This window comes from Aeromonas sp. Y318-3, assembly GCF_027706185.1.
GTDB classification, from domain to species: Bacteria; Pseudomonadota; Gammaproteobacteria; order Enterobacterales; family Aeromonadaceae; genus Aeromonas; species Aeromonas veronii.
The window spans coordinates 1-16,277 of sequence record NZ_JAPDCN010000019.1 but is presented as its reverse complement, the minus strand read 5'-3'; the positions used below and the strand labels follow the sequence as shown (position 1 = coordinate 16,277).

At 57.8% G+C, this 16,277-nt stretch carries 32 protein-coding genes; 30 read left to right on the top strand and 2 right to left on the bottom strand.

The window, feature by feature from the left end; genetic code table 11:
- Positions 1-25: 25 nt before the first annotated feature.
- The 20 genes from OKB77_RS20360 (at position 26) to OKB77_RS20270 (ending at position 8,539) form a co-directional block, all read left to right on the top strand.
- Positions 26-478, top strand: coding sequence for a hypothetical protein (locus OKB77_RS20360; protein ID WP_270818328.1), 453 nt, complete (start codon positions 26-28; stop codon positions 476-478).
- Positions 475-690, top strand: a complete 216-nt coding sequence (locus OKB77_RS24075) for a ParE family toxin-like protein (RefSeq protein ID WP_443111798.1) — start codon at positions 475-477, stop codon at positions 688-690. The genes OKB77_RS20360 and OKB77_RS24075 overlap by 4 nt, the downstream gene beginning before the upstream one ends.
- A complete protein-coding gene (locus OKB77_RS20355; RefSeq protein WP_270818327.1) occupies positions 683-1,063 on the top strand; it encodes a helix-turn-helix domain-containing protein in 381 nt (126 codons plus the stop codon). Before OKB77_RS24075 ends, OKB77_RS20355 begins: the two co-directional genes overlap by 8 nt.
- Positions 1,060-1,398: a DUF4406 domain-containing protein gene (locus OKB77_RS20350; RefSeq protein ID WP_270818325.1), complete on the top strand. Its 339-nt coding sequence runs from the start codon at positions 1,060-1,062 to the stop codon at positions 1,396-1,398. Before OKB77_RS20355 ends, OKB77_RS20350 begins: the two co-directional genes overlap by 4 nt.
- Positions 1,382-1,579 carry a hypothetical protein gene (locus OKB77_RS20345; RefSeq protein ID WP_139495226.1) on the top strand — a complete coding sequence of 66 codons (198 nt, stop codon included), beginning with the start codon at positions 1,382-1,384 and terminating at the stop codon, positions 1,577-1,579. Before OKB77_RS20350 ends, OKB77_RS20345 begins: the two co-directional genes overlap by 17 nt.
- Positions 1,576-2,001, top strand: a complete 426-nt coding sequence (locus tag OKB77_RS20340; RefSeq protein WP_270818324.1) for a hypothetical protein — start codon at positions 1,576-1,578, stop codon at positions 1,999-2,001. The genes OKB77_RS20345 and OKB77_RS20340 overlap by 4 nt, the downstream gene beginning before the upstream one ends.
- 45 nt (positions 2,002-2,046) lie before the next feature.
- Positions 2,047-2,961, top strand: a complete 915-nt coding sequence (locus tag OKB77_RS20335) for a hypothetical protein (RefSeq protein WP_270818323.1) — start codon at positions 2,047-2,049, stop codon at positions 2,959-2,961.
- An 8-nt stretch (positions 2,962-2,969) separates the two neighbouring features.
- Positions 2,970-3,716 (top strand): hypothetical protein, encoded by a 747-nt coding sequence (locus OKB77_RS20330; RefSeq protein WP_270818322.1) that lies wholly within the window; start codon positions 2,970-2,972, stop codon positions 3,714-3,716.
- Positions 3,713-4,183 carry a hypothetical protein gene (locus tag OKB77_RS20325; RefSeq protein WP_270818321.1) on the top strand — a complete coding sequence of 157 codons (471 nt, stop codon included), beginning with the start codon at positions 3,713-3,715 and terminating at the stop codon, positions 4,181-4,183. The genes OKB77_RS20330 and OKB77_RS20325 overlap by 4 nt, the downstream gene beginning before the upstream one ends.
- 9 nt (positions 4,184-4,192) lie before the next feature.
- Positions 4,193-4,453: a hypothetical protein gene (locus OKB77_RS20320; RefSeq protein WP_270818320.1), complete on the top strand. Its 261-nt coding sequence runs from the start codon at positions 4,193-4,195 to the stop codon at positions 4,451-4,453.
- A 34-nt stretch (positions 4,454-4,487) separates the two neighbouring features.
- Positions 4,488-4,880: a hypothetical protein gene (locus tag OKB77_RS20315; RefSeq protein WP_270818319.1), complete on the top strand. Its 393-nt coding sequence runs from the start codon at positions 4,488-4,490 to the stop codon at positions 4,878-4,880.
- A 489-nt stretch (positions 4,881-5,369) separates the two neighbouring features.
- Positions 5,370-5,690, top strand: coding sequence for a hypothetical protein (locus tag OKB77_RS20310; protein ID WP_270818318.1), 321 nt, complete (start codon positions 5,370-5,372; stop codon positions 5,688-5,690).
- Positions 5,690-6,028: a hypothetical protein gene (locus tag OKB77_RS20305; protein WP_270818317.1), complete on the top strand. Its 339-nt coding sequence runs from the start codon at positions 5,690-5,692 to the stop codon at positions 6,026-6,028. The genes OKB77_RS20310 and OKB77_RS20305 overlap by 1 nt, the downstream gene beginning before the upstream one ends.
- The gene (locus OKB77_RS20300) at positions 6,025-6,276 is read left to right on the top strand and encodes a hypothetical protein (protein WP_270818316.1); all 252 of its coding nucleotides are present in this window, start codon (positions 6,025-6,027) and stop codon (positions 6,274-6,276) included. Before OKB77_RS20305 ends, OKB77_RS20300 begins: the two co-directional genes overlap by 4 nt.
- Positions 6,276-6,470 (top strand): hypothetical protein, encoded by a 195-nt coding sequence (locus tag OKB77_RS20295; RefSeq protein ID WP_270818315.1) that lies wholly within the window; start codon positions 6,276-6,278, stop codon positions 6,468-6,470. The genes OKB77_RS20300 and OKB77_RS20295 overlap by 1 nt, the downstream gene beginning before the upstream one ends.
- A gap of 289 nt (positions 6,471-6,759) precedes the next feature.
- Positions 6,760-7,044 carry a hypothetical protein gene (locus OKB77_RS20290; protein WP_270818314.1) on the top strand — a complete coding sequence of 95 codons (285 nt, stop codon included), beginning with the start codon at positions 6,760-6,762 and terminating at the stop codon, positions 7,042-7,044.
- Between the two features lie 2 nt (positions 7,045-7,046).
- The gene (locus OKB77_RS20285; protein ID WP_270818313.1) at positions 7,047-7,448 is read left to right on the top strand and encodes a hypothetical protein; all 402 of its coding nucleotides are present in this window, start codon (positions 7,047-7,049) and stop codon (positions 7,446-7,448) included.
- Positions 7,449-7,802: 354 nt separating this feature from the next.
- Positions 7,803-7,985, top strand: coding sequence for a hypothetical protein (locus OKB77_RS20280; RefSeq protein WP_270818312.1), 183 nt, complete (start codon positions 7,803-7,805; stop codon positions 7,983-7,985).
- Positions 7,986-7,999: 14 nt separating this feature from the next.
- A complete protein-coding gene (locus OKB77_RS20275) occupies positions 8,000-8,164 on the top strand; it encodes a hypothetical protein (protein WP_270818311.1) in 165 nt (54 codons plus the stop codon).
- Positions 8,165-8,182: 18 nt separating this feature from the next.
- Positions 8,183-8,539, top strand: coding sequence for a hypothetical protein (locus OKB77_RS20270; protein WP_270818309.1), 357 nt, complete (start codon positions 8,183-8,185; stop codon positions 8,537-8,539).
- Positions 8,540-8,903: 364 nt separating this feature from the next.
- Here OKB77_RS20270 and OKB77_RS20265 read toward each other — a convergent pair whose 3' ends face one another.
- Positions 8,904-9,188, bottom strand: coding sequence for a hypothetical protein (locus tag OKB77_RS20265; RefSeq protein WP_270818307.1), 285 nt, complete (start codon positions 9,186-9,188; stop codon positions 8,904-8,906).
- A gap of 206 nt (positions 9,189-9,394) precedes the next feature.
- Between OKB77_RS20265 and OKB77_RS20260 the strand changes: the two genes are divergently transcribed.
- The 10 genes from OKB77_RS20260 to OKB77_RS20215 all read left to right on the top strand — a co-directional run bounded on the left by OKB77_RS20260 (position 9,395) and on the right by OKB77_RS20215 (position 15,569).
- Entirely contained in the window at positions 9,395-10,915 is a 1,521-nt protein-coding gene (locus OKB77_RS20260) for a hypothetical protein (protein ID WP_270818305.1), read from the top strand.
- A 9-nt stretch (positions 10,916-10,924) separates the two neighbouring features.
- Complete coding sequence (locus tag OKB77_RS20255; protein WP_270818303.1) at positions 10,925-11,557, top strand: VRR-NUC domain-containing protein; 633 nt, start codon at positions 10,925-10,927, stop codon at positions 11,555-11,557.
- Positions 11,558-11,583: 26 nt separating this feature from the next.
- Positions 11,584-12,162 (top strand): hypothetical protein, encoded by a 579-nt coding sequence (locus OKB77_RS20250; RefSeq protein ID WP_270818302.1) that lies wholly within the window; start codon positions 11,584-11,586, stop codon positions 12,160-12,162.
- Positions 12,163-12,308: 146 nt separating this feature from the next.
- The gene (locus OKB77_RS20245) at positions 12,309-12,605 is read left to right on the top strand and encodes a hypothetical protein (RefSeq protein WP_270818300.1); all 297 of its coding nucleotides are present in this window, start codon (positions 12,309-12,311) and stop codon (positions 12,603-12,605) included.
- Positions 12,602-13,330 carry a DNA-methyltransferase gene (locus OKB77_RS20240; RefSeq protein ID WP_270818298.1) on the top strand — a complete coding sequence of 243 codons (729 nt, stop codon included), beginning with the start codon at positions 12,602-12,604 and terminating at the stop codon, positions 13,328-13,330. The genes OKB77_RS20245 and OKB77_RS20240 overlap by 4 nt, the downstream gene beginning before the upstream one ends.
- Positions 13,317-14,018 carry a crAss001_48 related protein gene (locus tag OKB77_RS20235; RefSeq protein WP_270818296.1) on the top strand — a complete coding sequence of 234 codons (702 nt, stop codon included), beginning with the start codon at positions 13,317-13,319 and terminating at the stop codon, positions 14,016-14,018. Before OKB77_RS20240 ends, OKB77_RS20235 begins: the two co-directional genes overlap by 14 nt.
- Complete coding sequence (locus OKB77_RS20230; RefSeq protein ID WP_270818294.1) at positions 13,972-14,388, top strand: helix-turn-helix domain-containing protein; 417 nt, start codon at positions 13,972-13,974, stop codon at positions 14,386-14,388. The genes OKB77_RS20235 and OKB77_RS20230 overlap by 47 nt, the downstream gene beginning before the upstream one ends.
- Entirely contained in the window at positions 14,381-14,611 is a 231-nt protein-coding gene (locus OKB77_RS20225; protein WP_270818293.1) for a hypothetical protein, read from the top strand. Before OKB77_RS20230 ends, OKB77_RS20225 begins: the two co-directional genes overlap by 8 nt.
- The gene (locus OKB77_RS20220) at positions 14,608-14,943 is read left to right on the top strand and encodes a hypothetical protein (protein WP_270818292.1); all 336 of its coding nucleotides are present in this window, start codon (positions 14,608-14,610) and stop codon (positions 14,941-14,943) included. Before OKB77_RS20225 ends, OKB77_RS20220 begins: the two co-directional genes overlap by 4 nt.
- Positions 14,944-14,978: 35 nt before the next feature.
- Positions 14,979-15,569, top strand: a complete 591-nt coding sequence (locus OKB77_RS20215) for a 3'-5' exonuclease (RefSeq protein WP_270818290.1) — start codon at positions 14,979-14,981, stop codon at positions 15,567-15,569.
- 44 nt (positions 15,570-15,613) lie between these two features.
- Here OKB77_RS20215 and OKB77_RS20210 read toward each other — a convergent pair whose 3' ends face one another.
- A complete protein-coding gene (locus OKB77_RS20210; RefSeq protein ID WP_270818285.1) occupies positions 15,614-16,102 on the bottom strand; it encodes a hypothetical protein in 489 nt (162 codons plus the stop codon).
- Positions 16,103-16,277 lie beyond the last annotated feature (175 nt).

Here is a 16,277-nt window from a genome sequence, read left to right as displayed (position 1 = left end):
CCAAATCAAGGAGCCCGTTTTAACCATGAATCAGTCAATCACCTTGAAGCCGTCTCAGATCGAGAATGAGGCGCTGGCGTCTGCCGTTCGCGCCCAGTTCGATGATGAGTTCGAGGCCTGCCGCCTTGCCCTGTCTACCGCCGCAACTGCCTATTGCGAGGCTGCCATCCCTGCGGAGGTACGCATGGCCCATGAAGTCGTGCATCCCTACCTCCACCGCTCGGTTACTGCTCGCTTCACTGATGGTGGAGAGCCGGTTTGTCTGTCCGATGGCTGCGGCGTTTTCTACCCCGTTCACCAGATCCCGTTGGGTGAGCCGATGGTGATGCCGCGTGATCGCCTGATCGCCATAGACAGGGAAATCAAAGAGTCGCTGCCGCTGGTCTCTGCGATAGCGGCAATGGGAGAGCTGCTGGCCCAGGTGATGGACACCTATCGCAAACTGGCTACGCAATCTGCGTGCGGGGTGGCGAGATGATCTCTTTTGTGACAGTTGGCCGCGTACCGGAGCGCGTGGTTATGCAGGCGAAAGAGATCTTGGAAAGTGGTCGAGTTCGCCCAAAGAAAATGGTCTGTCGTGGTGGAAAGGCCTTTTCTATGCCGGTCGGCCGTAAGTGGAGACTTTGGATGCCTGTCGCTGGTGGCGAGTATCAGCTTATGTCTCACGAGAGGTACAACCGCCTTGCATAACCAACTGAGTGTGAATTTGAAAACCCCCGGCGCCCGTCTGCGGTATGTCAGAAGGACGGTTCTCGGCCTGTCGAGAGTAGACGCCTGGGACATGACAGGGGTTCCAGAAAAAACCCTGCGGAATTACGAAATCGACAAGAACCGGATGCCGCTGATGGCCATCGTCAAGATCTGTGAGTGCATCCCGTTCGCCCCTTACATGCACTGGATCATGTTGGGTTCTGTGAACACGGTAACCCAAGTAGACCCGATCACCGGCGAGCACAGCCAGGCGGCGGCCGAAGCGGCCATGAAGGCTCTTGAGCAGCTTGATGATCGCTCTCTGGATTCGGTTGTCGCCACGATGCGCTCGTTAGTGCCGGGTGGCCGATGAAGCGGGTTTTTATTGTCGTCCCCTTTGACCAGCTGGTGGATACACAGATCCCTCGGTACCTGGTGAGGGAGTTGCTGTTGAAGCGAGAGGGTGTGTTGGTTTTAAACCCCTCGGTGCTGCCGCTGGGACTGACCAGCGAGGAGTACGCAAAGATTTGTATGGCGCTGCTATCCATCGCACAGGAAGTTCATTTTCTCCCAGGGTGGGAAAGCGATCGGGTATCGCGCGCCCTGCACGCCATGGCCCAGACCGGCGAGCAGGTTATCTATCTGGACGGGCTTGTTTCCGTGTCAGCGCACCATGTTGAAAGAGGTTGTTATGAGCAAGAGAGTTGATCCCCAGTCCGTCCCACAGCGCACTCTGGTGTCCCTGTATGTTGATGTTGCCCTGGTAAAGCAGGCCGAAGCGGCTGCCCGCCAGCGCGATAAGGAGTTCAGCGCCAAGATGCTCGCCAAGCAGCCCCCTGGAATGGTTCAGCGTGTTCGCCAGTTCCTTGGTCTTGGAGGGAAGCAGTGAGCATTGAGACCGCAAGTGTTCTGGCCGCCGTTCGGGCCATGGCTGAGCAGGCTCGCAAGAAGATAAAAGGGGGGTTCGCCTCCCTTAACGACCGGCGAGAGCTGGTGGCCGAGCTGGGGCGTGGGTATGCCGAGCTGGTGATCCTGTTCAAGGCGGCCGGACTAGAGCCGCCCCGCTGCCTCCACAACTGGCGAGAGGCAACGTATCGGGAGATGCGCCGCAAGAACCCTGATGCGGAGCCGCTGCTGAAAGAGGTGTCGATACTCGATGACCTACGGCGCCAAGCCCGAGACCTGTCGGTGACCCCAGCAACCTCTCGAGGTGCCCCGCTCAATGAGCGAGACAAGGAAGGAATGTACTGGTCGGCAGAGATGAGAAGCCTTATGCGCCCCCCGTCACGCCTCGTCCAATCAAGTAATTAACCCCCCGGGCTGGTTCGCCAGCCCACCAAATCAAGAAGCCCCGATATGACTATGACTAAACGTGTGGATGGCTTATCCGCCATTCTGGAACGCCTGCAGCTGTCACTGAACACTCAGGACGGCCGTTACACTGCCGACCCGTTCTATTGCGTGTTCTCCAAGCGCGAAATTGTTGTTGATGCAGACTACGACCACGACCAGATTGGCTGGTGGCATCAAGAAAGGCACGTAGAGGCCAGTGAGACGACTGCGCGTAGGTTGGAACTTCTCAGGCGCGATGGCCGCGAAACTGGAGAGTGGGTAAAGATTGCCACCAAGGAGATCAGCTACTTCGAGACGGCCTGCTTCACCGAGCAGGGCTGTAAGGATTTCCTCGAGATCCAAGGCCACAACCTGCGCAAGCCTTACATCTACGCAACCAGCCTGTTCCGCAACCGAGAAATGCTCGCCCTGCGCGAGGCGCTGATGGTCGGCCAGCTGGCGGAGAAAAGCGACCGGTCAAACCGTGCCATTGCTGACCTGGTAAACAGCCTGCGTGATACCGCCATCAAGTACCAGGGCTCCCAGCAATTGCGCACCCAGCTGGCAAACATCATTGTCCCCGTCCTGAAAGGGGTGGAACTGCACCGAACCGACCTCGTTCGCTACTGCCATGAGTGCGGCCATGTCGGAGAAGTTAACGATAAGCACCTTGATTGCTGCCCCTCTGGCCAGGGTAGCTATGTGCGAAGGGCTGTAGCCGAGCAAGCGCGCCTTAGCTTGAGCAAGCCCGAACCGTCAACGAATGCTTGTCAGTTGCCCTCCGAGGAATGGAGTGATGACGCCGATCCCGAGATCACCAAGGCGGCCTATCTGGAATTGCAGGCACGGCAGGATCAGCTGCAGACCGAGCTGGCACAAGCCCGAGCGGCCTTGCGGAAAGCAGAGCTGGCACTCGAGAAGGCGGGGGTTAAGGCATGAAGTATCAAATGCGCCGTGAACGCCTGGAGCACGCCAACGCCCTGATCAAGTTGATTTCCAGCCGTGGCCGCCGGTTCTTTTACAACAAGGGGGCAGACCGCACAGCTGAGATGTGGATCGACCTTAATGGCCGGATTTGGTTCATGGACGATTACACCGGCCAGCCAATTTACACCCTGTACCGCGGCCGCTGGCGGGGATTTAGCCATGGCGGCACGCTCCGAGATCTGGTGATCCGTCTGCACGACTACATTGCCCATGGCCACCTGCTGTCAATCGAGATCATCTGCCCGACCCGCAACAACCCAGAGGACGGCAATATCTGGGGGTACCCCAAGGAGGAGGCGGAATTGCTGCGGCAAGAGTGCGAGGGACTGCCCCTGTTCTGCACCTACGAACCGGGCATGAATAGGGAAAGGGTGAGGGATACCCTGACGGCAGCCGGGATCACAGTGGATAGCGTCACCGTGCGCCAGCTACGCGAGTTGCATGAATGCCTCCGGCTGCTACTGCCCCAGTTCACCAACTGCTACGAGGGGACTATGCGGATCAATGGCTATCGCAGCGACCCGGCATTTTTGACTATGCGCACGTTCAGCTGGAAGTCCCGAGAGGCGGTCAGTTTTAACAGTCGGGATCAGTTTATCGGCATCGCCGGATGGGCTGACGACAGGAACGTTGTCCCGCTGCTGGTGGCCCTGCTGCACTGGGCCTCCCTGATTGAATACCGCCGCGCCAAAGGGGGTAAGGGATGAGCCATACCGAGCGCCTGCTCGCATTGCTCAAGGAGGCGGCCGAGGTGGCCCCTCCTGAGTTGAAGGAGCGCATCGAGGCGGCCATTGGTGAGAGCGCACCAGGCATGTTCTACCTGCAGGACGCCCGCGGGTATTCAGGGAATTGCATTTCGTGGTGGCGGGCAGGGGGTGGCTATACAACCAGCCTTGCCGAGGCCGAGTTGTTCACCAGGGAGCGGGCCTGTTACCACAACCAGGACAGGGTGACAGACATTCCATGGCCTGCTGAGTATGTGAGGGCACGCGCTGACATGACCGTGGACATGCAGCGAGTGACTATCAGTGAGGCTCTGGAGGGTACCGGCATCAAGCTACGCAAGCCTGACCGGCCTATCTTTCGGCCCAACAGGTGCTTTACCTGCGGCAAGTTCTACGGCGCCCGCCATTACTACGACTGCCCGCACTGCGGCGCCAGCAACGCACCATAAGGGGGATGTGTGACAGATAAAGTGGTGGCCCGAATCACCAAAGAGGTGGAGGTGGATGTGTGTGTCTATCTATCCGAACTGGAAACCTCTGATTTGGAGGCCGAGTTAAAGCGGCGGAATCTGGGCCCAATGCTGACCCCTATTGGAGCCGAATTTGACCATGATCAGTTTCTCGAGAGCCTTTATCAAGCCGTGGTTTTCGATGACCGGGCTCGCCAAGATCAGCTGGTTCGAGAGCTGCTGCGGGAAGTTGGTAACAAGACGGTTTGATGGGTCGCTGGTGGCCCACTTTTGAGGATTTCACATGGATATTTTAGACCGCCAAACGCTTGCCGCTGCAGTGCTGGGGCTGACCGATGATCGGCTCGAGGCGATCATGAATGGCGATGAGGATTTTGATACCCCGCTGATGGAACGGTTTGGTGTGGATCTGGATACCTTCGGTGGTATTGCCGAGGCGCTGATCCTGCTGACTGCGCCGGTTAGTTGCGATCAGGACGGCAACCAGATTCACGCATTTGTTCGCAATGAGGGGACTTTCCTGAGGGCGCTGGCCACCGAGAAGGGGGCAAACGTGAGTTGGGCCCACCCGCCAGCCGGAAATGACCATTCTCCCGAGGTCGGCAATATGGTCAGCGCGTTGGGCCCACACGCCAGAAATGAGCGAAAGCCGGGGGAGGTAGGTCGGCATGGATGATGAGAAAAAGCGCCTCCATGCCCAGCTGGTCAAATTGGGCGACATGATGGGAGATGGCTTGCACTTAGAGCCGGATGGGAAGTGGATTAGCAGGGATTACAAGAAGATCCTCCGCGCCCTGGGGATTTCAGCTCCGAGAAGAAACAACGGTGGCGCCATCAACCAAGCGATGGCCGAGGCATTAAAAACGGCTCGCTGCACTTGTGGGGCTGAGTTGAAGCAGTCCCGCTCTGGCTCGATGCGAGCGGACTGTACCAGGTGTGAAAACAGGTACCAGTTTAAGCGAGGCCGGAAGGCCTCAGGAGGCTGAGATGTATACGCCAAAGTGCCAGTACCTAATAGGCGACCTGTGCAGCAAGCTCGATGCCAAATGCCTCGAGCTGCGCTGGTTCGGCGGCTGTAAGGTCTGCCCGTTCAAAGGGATGGAGAAGCCGCCGGTTCGGCCTCCGGTACCGAACCCAATATCACGCCCAGATAAGGAGAAATGAAGTGAGCGCATTCAAATTCAAACCGGCAACCGACCTTGAGCTTTACGAGCTGCTGGTGGCTGCATACCCGGACAAGTTCAGCGAGGACGGCCCAGACATTTGGGACGATGTGATGGAGTTTGCCGAGGAGCTGGTGAGTAGTGGTGAAGTTGAGGTTCTGAGTGAGCTTCTGGGGCGTATCGTGATGCTGGCCAGCCCTATGCAGGGGATGATTGCCGGTGAGAGTCGGCATAGCTTGGGCAAGGTCACCATTCAGGGCAACCAGGTACTAATGACTTCGGCCATCTCCCGCCCGGTGGCCATGCCAGAGAAGGTGCAGTGATGGGATTGCATAGCGCACCGGATCTCTTGCTGGCCATTCAAGAGGATAAGCAAGTGGGGGCAGAGCAAACCCCCGCAGCTCACTGGCGCCAGAACGGAGAGGCTGACCCCTTCGGGAAACGCTATGAGTGCGAGCGCGCCAGCCTGCCGCTTGGAAATCTGACGGATGATGAGCTGGCCAATGCCGTGTTCATGTACGGAGACTCAACTCCCAGCGTTACCGAGCTGATGAATGGTGTCCATATGCCCATTACCTACCTGACGGCAGCGAAGGAGCGCATTCGCTGGCTGTCTCGCCAGCTTGAGCTGGCAACCACTCACAGAGGCGAGGCGGAATGATTAACTGGTTGAAGTGGTTGGTGGCTGGCAAGGAGATGCAGGAGCTTTACCGCTGGCGGGTCAAATGGCAGGAGTACCGCCGCTGGTTGGCCGAGTTCGATGAGGTTGGGGTCACACTGGACAACCTCAAGGCCGAAGTAGATGGCAAGGGGTTGAGTGCCAGCCATCCACCGGGGGACGTTGGGCCTTGGACTGTCGAAGCTCTACGCGAGCGCCTGCGCATAAAGCGCCGCTCCGAGGTGGAGTGATGGCGGTTTACGAACGGGATGTGACGACCCTAACCAGGACGCAAGCCCTTATCTGGCTCAAGAAGAACGACCCGGAGTATGACTGGCTGGGTCAGGGGTTATCGAGGGAGGAGTTGGTTGCCGTCATTCGTGACAACCTTCACACCTTCGGGGAAACGAATCAGGCGCCCGGGCTGCGGGCCATCGAGAGCTGAATTGGGGAGAAGGTATGTGTAACTGTCAGGAAATGGCCCGCGACCTCAGAGAGACCATTGATGGTAAGTATCCGCCAAGCCGTCACGCTCCATTTTGTGAGGACTACAAGGCTATAGCGTTTACCAGGATTGAGGTCGATGGCTCTGGGTGCATAGTCTCCGAGTCAGAGGCTGCCGCTGTGATTGCTGGCCTGGATGGCGAAGAGTACAGCGTCAGCACCATTCATTTGACGCAAGACCAGTTTGATAGGCTGCCAGAGTCAGCCGGTTTCTGAGCTAAGGGGATTGTGTGAACGAAGCCTACCACTGTTATATCGAGGCGATGTTGGCTACTGCTGGGGTGGTTAAGCGTGAGGATCTGACCATTGCCTTCGGTGTTTCCCTGCCAACTGTGACCCGTCATTTTGCAGATTTTCGCCGGACTTATCCCGGCGTTATGGAGTTCGAGCCGTCAGATAAGACCTATCGCCAGGGTCGCAACTTTGCCACTCAGGCGTTGATTAAGCGCGGCGTAACACCAGAAGAGTTCTTGAGTGCTGTGCGCACTGTATTTGGGCACGAAATTAAGAGGTAATTATGAGCGAGAGCCGTGCGGAATATTGCTATTCATGGAATGGCGAGGATTTCAATTGTGGGACTTTTGATAGCGTCAAGGCCGCGTTGGCTGATGCAGTAGCAGAGAACGATGAAGGGCATACCATCGTTCACATTGGCAAAGTAGATCGCCCCTGTAATAGCCAGTTCTTCCCTGATGCCAGTGATGTTATTGAGCACATGGAAAATCAGTCTTACGACTACGGCGGCGAGTATGCGGTGGACTATCCAGATGTGTCTGACGAGGCCAAGGCTGAGCTTGATGCCCAGCTGTCGGATCTCCTCGATGCGTGGTGTAAGAAGCACGATGTATCCCCGAACTTCTACCAGGTAGTCGGCGCAAAGGAATATCCCATCTCGTCATCTCCAAGCCAGGAAGGGTGATCGGCAATGCCGTGTTACACACTTCACGACAAGAACGGTAAGGCAGTGGGCCATCTCTGCGGAGAGCTTGGCCCGCACTGCGCTTGCTGTGGAGGGGTATCTGGGTACCTGTGCGATTTCCCAGTGGGGGAGGATAAGACCTGTGATCGGCCGCTCTGCAATGTTCACGCTGCAGAGGTTGCGCCAGAGCTTCATTACTGCCCTGGTCACCTGCAGGAGTGGCAGGCCTTCATGGAGTCGGGAGGGGTCAAGAAGCAGTTGGTAAGCGTTGTCCCGTTCGCCCGGGGTCACTGGGTCAATGTGCCGAAGGGGGAAGGGTAAACCACCATGCAGCGATCTGGAGGGGGAACGGCGATGGAGAATGGCCAGCTGGGGTTTACCAGGGAGCAGATCGAACTGTTCAGAGAATGGTTTGATGCCGTTCAAGACCTCAATCCGGCCTACCTCAAGAAAGGCGATTACGCCCTCGGCAAGGAGCTGTACGAGCGCCTTGGTCTAAGGGTTCCAAATAGCATATCGACCAACGTTGGAAGTTGAGGGAAAAACGGAATATGGAACGGGTAACGATTGAGATAGACAGGGGCGCTCTGCCGCCACATACGGATGATGAGTTTGAGGAGTGGGTTCGCTTTTGTGTCGGCTATCGTGCCGATATTGATGGCGACAATCCAATGTCAGATATGGACATGACCGCATCGTCAGTAACCGTAGGCTAATGGATAGGGAGACACGGCATGGCCGACAATCGAGAGTTTGCCGAGCAGATAGCAGGGGCAATCGCCAGTCTTGGCACAACTGATGCGCTGAGTTGCATGGGGCGGGTGATGTGCTGGGTTGCAGCAGACCACGGCCATCCACTCCAGTTTGAGTGCGATCTTGGGGTAGTGACCATCGAACCCCGGCAGTTGCCGCTGGATAAGGTCGAGCAGGTACTCCAAAACAAGCAGCGCGAGCATAGCTACATGCTGAAAAGGGCGGGGGAGCTGCAAGAGAGAATTGCCAAGCTGACCAGCGAACTGACAGAGCTGGGGTATCCCCCTCCTCCTGGTAGCTTTGCGGCCACCTTGATGAGCGTTAAGGGGGGAGAGTGACGACAGCAAAAGAGTGGTGGTCGATGGGGTGGGGCATAGTGCCCGCCCCAGCTGGAAGGGGGCGATGGCTGGTGTGTTATGGCGACCAAGACATGGCGGTAACGACCAGTTGGCACTATAACCGCCGGAGGGCCAAGAAGGAGATCACCCATTACATCAATAGAGGTGCGGCCAGAGGCCCATGCCACGGTATCTATCGGATATTCGACAAGGCGACAGGTCGGTTCCGCTGGTAATTGCTCTGAGGTCACCCGTATTCAAAGGCGAGGTCACCTCTATTTGCCTCGAGGTCACCCTCATTTGCTGTGAGGTCACCTGTATTTGAAGAGTTGAGAAAAGCCCGGCCTGTTCGCCGGGCTTTTTGTTAGGCGGGCAGGAGGCCTTCATTGACCAGCGCCTTGGTCGCTGCCTTCTTGGCCTCATCGCGGGCTGCAGAAACGTCCAGGGCGCCATTCTGGACGGCCTTCTTCACCTTCTTGTAGGTGCGGAATTCGCCCAGGCTCAACCCTGCCGCTTGCAGTTGTGGCTCAATCAGCTTTTCGGCCGTGTGCTGGTCATAGGTCGCTACCAGCTGGTCAAAGTCGTAGTTCTCTTTCGCTTCCCGGCAGGTACCCAATACTTCTCGGCCTGCATCGATCAGTTTGCTCATAACCGTCCCCTATGTTTGTTGGTCAGCCCTCCATCTTTAAGCGGTTAGGCACGCATAATCAAGCCAGTACAAACAGTCTTTGTCATATGGCTGGTGGATGGCTTATTTTGGGGCTTTTTTGCGTCCATTATTTTTGTGGCGCGTTACGTTGTGTTATCCTAACAATCTCAAAGAGACGTTATTTTGTGATTGGAGAAGCACGCCAAATGAATGCACTCACCCCAACCTCGTTACTTCCGCGTGACGAGGTGATCATTCGCCAGGAGAGCCAGGAGGTTTACGTTGTCACTCTGGAGCTGGCCTCTCTCACGCCAACCGGCGAATCCCTAGAGATTGAGCGCGATCGCCTGATTGACCACATCATCACCCACCAGTACCGGGATCTGGCAGCCCTGCGGAGTGAATTGGGGGTGCGGGAGCAGTTATTGGCTGCGGCCACCGGCCAGCTATCGTCCCTCAATGGAGAACTGGCGATTGAGCGGGCCACCAGCGAAGGGCGCCAGAAGGTTATCGAGCGCCTTACGCTGGAGTCCGGTTCGGCCAATAGCGAGGCAGTGCAGGCCAAACAGGCAACCATCGAGCGCCTAGCCGGTGAGTGTGCCGACCTTCGGGCTCGGATTGGCGAGCTGGAGCGCGAGCTGGCCGCATCAAAAGAGGGGGCAGCCGCCGCCGGTGACGCTTCCGCCCGGGCTGCAGATGCTTATGCCCGCCTTGCTCACGTAGAGGCCCGCCGTGACGAACTGGCTGCCAGCCTACAATCGGAGCAGACGGACAAGAACCACTTAGCGGTGCAGCTGAAAGACAGGCAGGCCAAGCTGGCCACGGCCGAACGCGAGGTTCGCCAGCTGCGCGACTCTCTAGCGGTTGCTGACCGTGGCAAGCAGAATGCCTTGGCCGCCCTTGAAACACGACTGCGCGAGGCTCACGCCCTCGAGCTGCAAGCCGTGCGTAGCGAGTATGACGGCGTTGCTGCTGTTGACCAGAAGGAGCTCGCCACCCTGCGCCGTCAGGCTAAGCGGGTACCGGAGCTGGAGCAGGAGATTGCCCGTCTGCAGGAGAAGTGTGATGGGTTGCTGGCTACGAACAAGACATACAAGGGGAACATCAAAAAGCTGGAGGCCGAGCAGGAGAGCTTTGCTCGCACAATGGAGAAGGCCCAGAACATGCTGACGGTGGTTAACGGCCACTATGCCCAGGCACGCCGGGATGTTGATTATGCCTATATGTCTCTGAGGGCTTTCAACAACCAGCCTGAGTACAAGTCTGACAGCGGCCGGCTAACAATTATGAGCCTGCACCCAGGGCACATTCAGTCCACGGATAACGAGACCATTCACCCCGACAAGCCGATCTGCTGGTGGAACACTCCCCGCGGTCTCGGTTGCGTTGTGATGTATTCGGCCGCCCCGCGGGATGATGACGGCGAGCACTACCTGATCTTCCCCTCCTTCTCGGTCACTGTTGCTGGCGTTGATGAGACTATCGACATTGCCAAGGCTGTGATGCCGCCCAAGGATGAATGGCCTGCCATCATCGAGCACTTCAAGCAGATGAGCGCCAAGGAGATGCAAGTCGCCATGGAGCACAGCGAAGCCGCCGCCATCGCGTACACCGAAATGAAGAATCCTGACGCAGAGGCAAAGATCCTGGCCATGCTGCGCGCCCGCCAGAGCAGCACTGCCGTTATCCAGCGCAAGCAGGGTAAGCCAGCCAAGAAGCGCCGCTAAGGGGGATTTGTGCGTCATTCACCCGAGCAGTATGAAGCCCTGATCGCCCGCCAGAAGGGATGGGCGGCCCAGGGCATCAAGAGCGGGAGCGGCAAGGCTTTTGGTGGCGCCGGTGTGGGGCTGGTTCCCCCCAAGGCCAAAAAGCCGAAGGAGAAGCCGAAGCGGGGGGAGGTCGGTTATGTGTCCCCCCATGCTGCCGCCATGGCCGCCTTGGCAAGTAACCCTGAACTTCGCAATGGTGCCCAAGAGCACTACGAGCAGGTGGAGCTGTTCTATTGGGCTGAGCTTTATAGCGCTGAGCTCTACGAGTCGATGGCCGCCGTCCCGAACGGTGGTCACCGGAGCAAAAAGACCGCCGCCGATCTCCGAGCCGAGGGGGTGAAGCCCGGTTACCCCGATATACTGGTCGATCTGCCTGCTGGCGCTTATCATGGGGCCCGCTTGGAAATGAAGGCCGAGAATGGCCGCTTATCCGAGCTGCAAATAGAGACCCTGAACTCACTGGCAGATAAGGGTTTCTATTGTGCGGTATGCTGGGGGGCCGAAGAGGCCAAGGCGGTGCTGATTGCCTACATGGCTTTAGCCCCTGGCCAGCGCATGGCCGAGAGGCCACAAGACGCCAAGTGGCGAACTAAAAAATAAAACACCTGATGAGGGGGGAAACAGCGATGCGTATGAATAACAACAGAAGGGTGATTCTCGATTTGCTCTGCAATCCCGGGTACATGATGTTACGCCGGAATGCGAGCACCACCCCTATGAGTCTCAGAGGTGTACTGCTGACTGGTACCTGCATCGTTGAGCTGAAAGATGGCCATGAGAAGTTGATTTCAGAGGTGAGCGGCCGGTCGGCCAGCAACCTGATCAATGACGGCTATGTCGAACTGGCCGAGCGCAAGCCGATGTACGGTGTGTATTACCAGCTCAGTGAGAAGGGCCGCCGCGTGGAGGTACCTCCAGCGCCAAAGAGCATAACCCGCCGCCGTGTGGTTGAGGGGTATGCACTGGAGTACGGCACCCACTTGAACTATCACCATGGCCGAAAGTGGTTCTATCTGTCAGACGACAATGGGCAAGAGGAAGTGATCGAGAACCCCGTAACCGGTGGGGCGGTAGAGCGCCTTGTCGATCTCACACATGAGCAGTGGGAGAAGGCCATTGAGGTGGCCGGTCGAAAGCTGCAACAGAAAGGGGATGCAATTGCTCAAACAAAAACTACGGGCGGTAGCCGCCAACCTAAGAAGTGACGGCGATAAAGTGATGCGTCAGGCACGGCAGGAACGGGGCGGAATGGTGGGCTGTCAGCCGCAATCTGCACGCGAGCTCAACCTCGTTCGATATGCCGAGGCCCAAGTGAAGGTTGACATGGCAAGCAAGCTGGAGGCTCTGCTCCATGGCGATTGAAGTAGTAAAGGGGCCGGGACGCCCCAAAAGCCCGAACCCTGAGAAATCAGCCGCGGCCCGCCAGAAGCGGTACCGTGATCGCTGCGCCAAGCTGGGTATTGTTGAGCTGCGGGGCATTCGAGTATCAGAGACCGAGCGAGAGGTTATTGATGCCCTGGCGAAGGCGAAGGGGTTTGATTCAAGGGTGGAGCTGGTGGTCAGCACGTTGATGGAAGAGGCCGCCAGCCTTGGCATTCACATTGTTAAAAATCACGTAATAAAAACAGGGGAGGGTGTTAGGAAGTGAGTGATCTATCGCGTTTATTCTCCCTCGATGCGGAGGAGTGGCTGGCGTCCCTACCGGACGGCTCAGCAGATTGCATAATCATCGACCCCCCTTACGAGTCACTGGAAAAGCACCGCAAGCGCGGCACGACAACCCGCCTGGCTCACAGCAAGAGCTCCAGCAACGACTGGTTCAAGATTATCCCGAACGCGAGGTTTGAGGCGCTATTCGCCCAGCTGTATCGGGTACTGAAAAAAAACCGCCACCTGTACCTGATGTGTGACCAGGAAACGATGTTTGTGGCCAAGCCGCTGCTCGAGGCCGCCGGATTCAAGTTCTGGAAGCCCATTGTGTGGGACAAGTTAGCCATGGGGATGGGGTACCACTACCGCGCCCGTTGCGAGTACGTCCTGTTCTGCGAGAAGGGGTACCGCAAGCTCAACGATCTGGGTATCCCTGATGTGCTCAACTTCGAGGCGGTAGACCAAGAGGACTGCTACGACCTGATCCCGGCTAAGCGTATTCGGTTCGGGTACCCCACGGAGAAGCCGGTCGGCCTGATTAAGACCCTGCTATCCCAGAGCACCCAGCCCGGGGAGCTCATTATCGACCCCTGCTTTGGCTCTGGCTCCAGCTTGATTGCCGCTGACGAGCTCGGTCTGGAGTGGATGGGTAACGACCTGTCCCCAGCCGCTCACGAATACTTCCATAAACGCCGCCTGGAGGCCGCCAATGTTTCAGCTTGATGAATTGACCCGTTACCAGAGCCACAAGACCGTTGCCGCCAAGCCTATGAGCCGTGGGGAGTACAACGAGCGCCGCGGCTGGTCGCTGCCTGCCAATGAAGATCCCGCCGATCCCGGCTATCTGGTGGTCTACAACATCGGTGAGTCACGCCAGCACGTAAGCTGGTCGCCCAAGGATGTGTTCGAGGAAGGCAATCGCAAAGCCGACACCTGGCACGACCGCCTTGTTATCGAGCTGATTGAGCTGGAGGGGCGGCTTTCCTCCCTGGTCACCTTCTTGAATATGGAGGATAAGCCCTGCACTGATCAGGAGGTCGCCGCCCTGGCTGGCCAAGCCCGGATGATGCTCCACCTTGCCGATGCACTGCGCGAGCGTAGCGGCCGACCTGAGCTCCTGCCGGTTCGCCCCGATAACATCCAGTCTTTTGATGACCGGAAATCAACTGACCTCCATGCGTGGGTGGGTGGTGGGGCACTGCACCTTTCAATCGGTGCTGAATCGCTGGCCAAAGCCGCCAAGGAGCAACTGGATTACCTTGATGGGCTGACCATTAGCGACACAAGCCTCTTTGCTTCAACCGTGGCGGGCATTGTTTGCAGCAAGCAAGGGGTGGTGCGCGGGATGATCAGTGAGGCCGCCCATGAAGCCCTCGATCGCGGTATTGGGGGCATCGAATATGACGATTGAGTGCCCGAGCTGCCACGGTAAGGGAAAAGTGGACGGGTTCGCCAATGGCGGCCCCGACATATCGCTCCACTACTACGGCTCGCTGCCCTGCTTCCGCTGTAAATCAACCGGCCGTGTGCCTAAAGCCATGCCCGACTGGATGGCTGGTGGTCGCCGCTTGCGTTTGTACCGTGCAGCCAACAACATAACCCTCCGCCAGATGGCTAAAGCCATGGGTCTGACCATTGCAGAGGTCAGCGCCATGGACAACGGCCGAAGCGACCCCACTCCCGCCCTATCCCGATACAACATTCCCGATTCAATGCCTGATGTGGTGCTCTCAGTAGCGACCCTACAGGCCGCAATGACCAATGGTGTGATAGATGAATAACGTTCAACTCAAGCTGATTACCTTCAACTCAGTCCGTTATGCCCGAGATGTGCCAGCTGCCCAGTTCGCCGTTATTGAGGATGGAGTGGAGGTTGATCGCCTATGGATGGATGCTGACGACATTCAGGCGAACGCTGACGCTGTTAACCAGAGCTTTGATGAGCTCTCCAAGGGGATGGCCCGCTATGGCCGTGTACTGCAGAGGAGCAAGGGGGAGCAATGAGCGCCAAGGAGTGCAGCCAGTGTGAGACTGGCAATTCATGCGAGGAGCACGGTCTCCTTGTTGTGCTGAATGCGGTACGGGATTACCGAGACCGTGTATCTGTCGGCGTATCACCAGCTGCGGCCGGTGAGCGTGTTGATGAGCTCTTGCATATGTCCTCTGTCGTCTATGGCCGTGGGGCTGCTGCTGGTGGCATGTGGGATACAGTTGCCGTTGTGATACTGGCGCTGCTCCTGGTTGTTTGCCTGATGGCCGGTGTGGCCATTGGGTACTGTGTGCTGCCTGATATTGTCGGGCCCTGGTCAAAGATGCTGGAGGTATTGAAGTGGTAGTAGGGGCGGTAAATCGGGCTTCACGGTTCGTAGTGGTGATTGACCTGGAAACACTGAGCATTAGCCCGGGTGCGGCTATCGGTACCGTTGGCGCTGCGCTGGTGGATGTGCTGACAGGGGAGATCCTTTCCGAGTTCTACGAGCGGGCCGATCTGAAAGGGCAAGATAGCCGCCTGCGGGATAGTACCACCATGGCCTTTTGGGCAGAGCAGAAGCTAGTGAACCGGCTTGCATGGGATGAAGTGTTCAGCACAGAGATTTCACGCCGACCGCTGGCATGTGTGCTGCAGACCTTCTGCAACTGGATGATGGCCATTCAGGAGACCTATGGCGAGGTAGAGGTCATGGGGAACGGCCCAGAGTTCGATAACGTCATCATGGTGGATGCGCTGAAATGGTGTGGGCTGGATGATCCGTGGCACTTCCGCTTCAATCAATCGCTGCGCACGGTGGTGTGGCTGGCGCGACTGCTGCTCAAGATTGACCCGCGCAATATCCCGCTGGTGCCGGGGGAGGTGCAACATCACGCTCTGCACGATGCCAGGCGAGAGGCCAAGGGGCTATATCGTGGCGTGAACGCCTTTTCTGAGCGGCTGGCTGGTGGGGATTCTGTGCTGTTAGCGTGACAGGAGAGATGGAAAGAGAAAGCGGCCCGTAGGCCGCTTTTTTGTTAGTCGAGGGTACCAAGACTGTCTGGGATAGGGCGCCGAGTGCCTGGGGCGGGGCGCTTGGTCGGCGCATCCTCTTGTGGATGCTCGCCGCTGGTGGGCTGTGCGGTGCTCTGAGCGCTTGCCGTCTCTGTGGGTGTCAGCGTAACGGGAACGTCCTCAGGCTCGCTCTCTGGCTTGCTGGTGGGCTCTGCTGGCTTGCTTGCGCCTGCAATCTCAACCGGCTGGTGGGTGTGACCAAGGAACACGGCCAGTTCGGCCACCAGCATACTGCGGCGCTGTGTCGGGCTGGCTGCGGCCCACTTCTCGTTATCGCAGGCGGTGACCACTAGCTCCAGCAGGCCGCTCTCCTTGAGAAGAGTCCCGCCACATACAGCTTGGCTAAGGACGGCCGCCTTCCCGCTGTCGGTCTCTTGGTAGAGGGCGGAAAACCGCCCTGCTGCACCCTTTCTGGCGCTATCTACCTCGAATTTGGCGTAGGTTTTTTTCATTCAGTCAGTGCCTCTGCTGCGCGAGCCAGGATGGATGCGCGCCGTTTCTCAATGAGCAAGTGGACACCGCGGCAGATGGCCTTCTCGGGTTCAGCCGGAATGTCCACAACATATGGCCATGCCTTGGCGTGCTCGCGCAGCAAGTGAGCTCCCCCGCCCACGAAAACGACCCGGG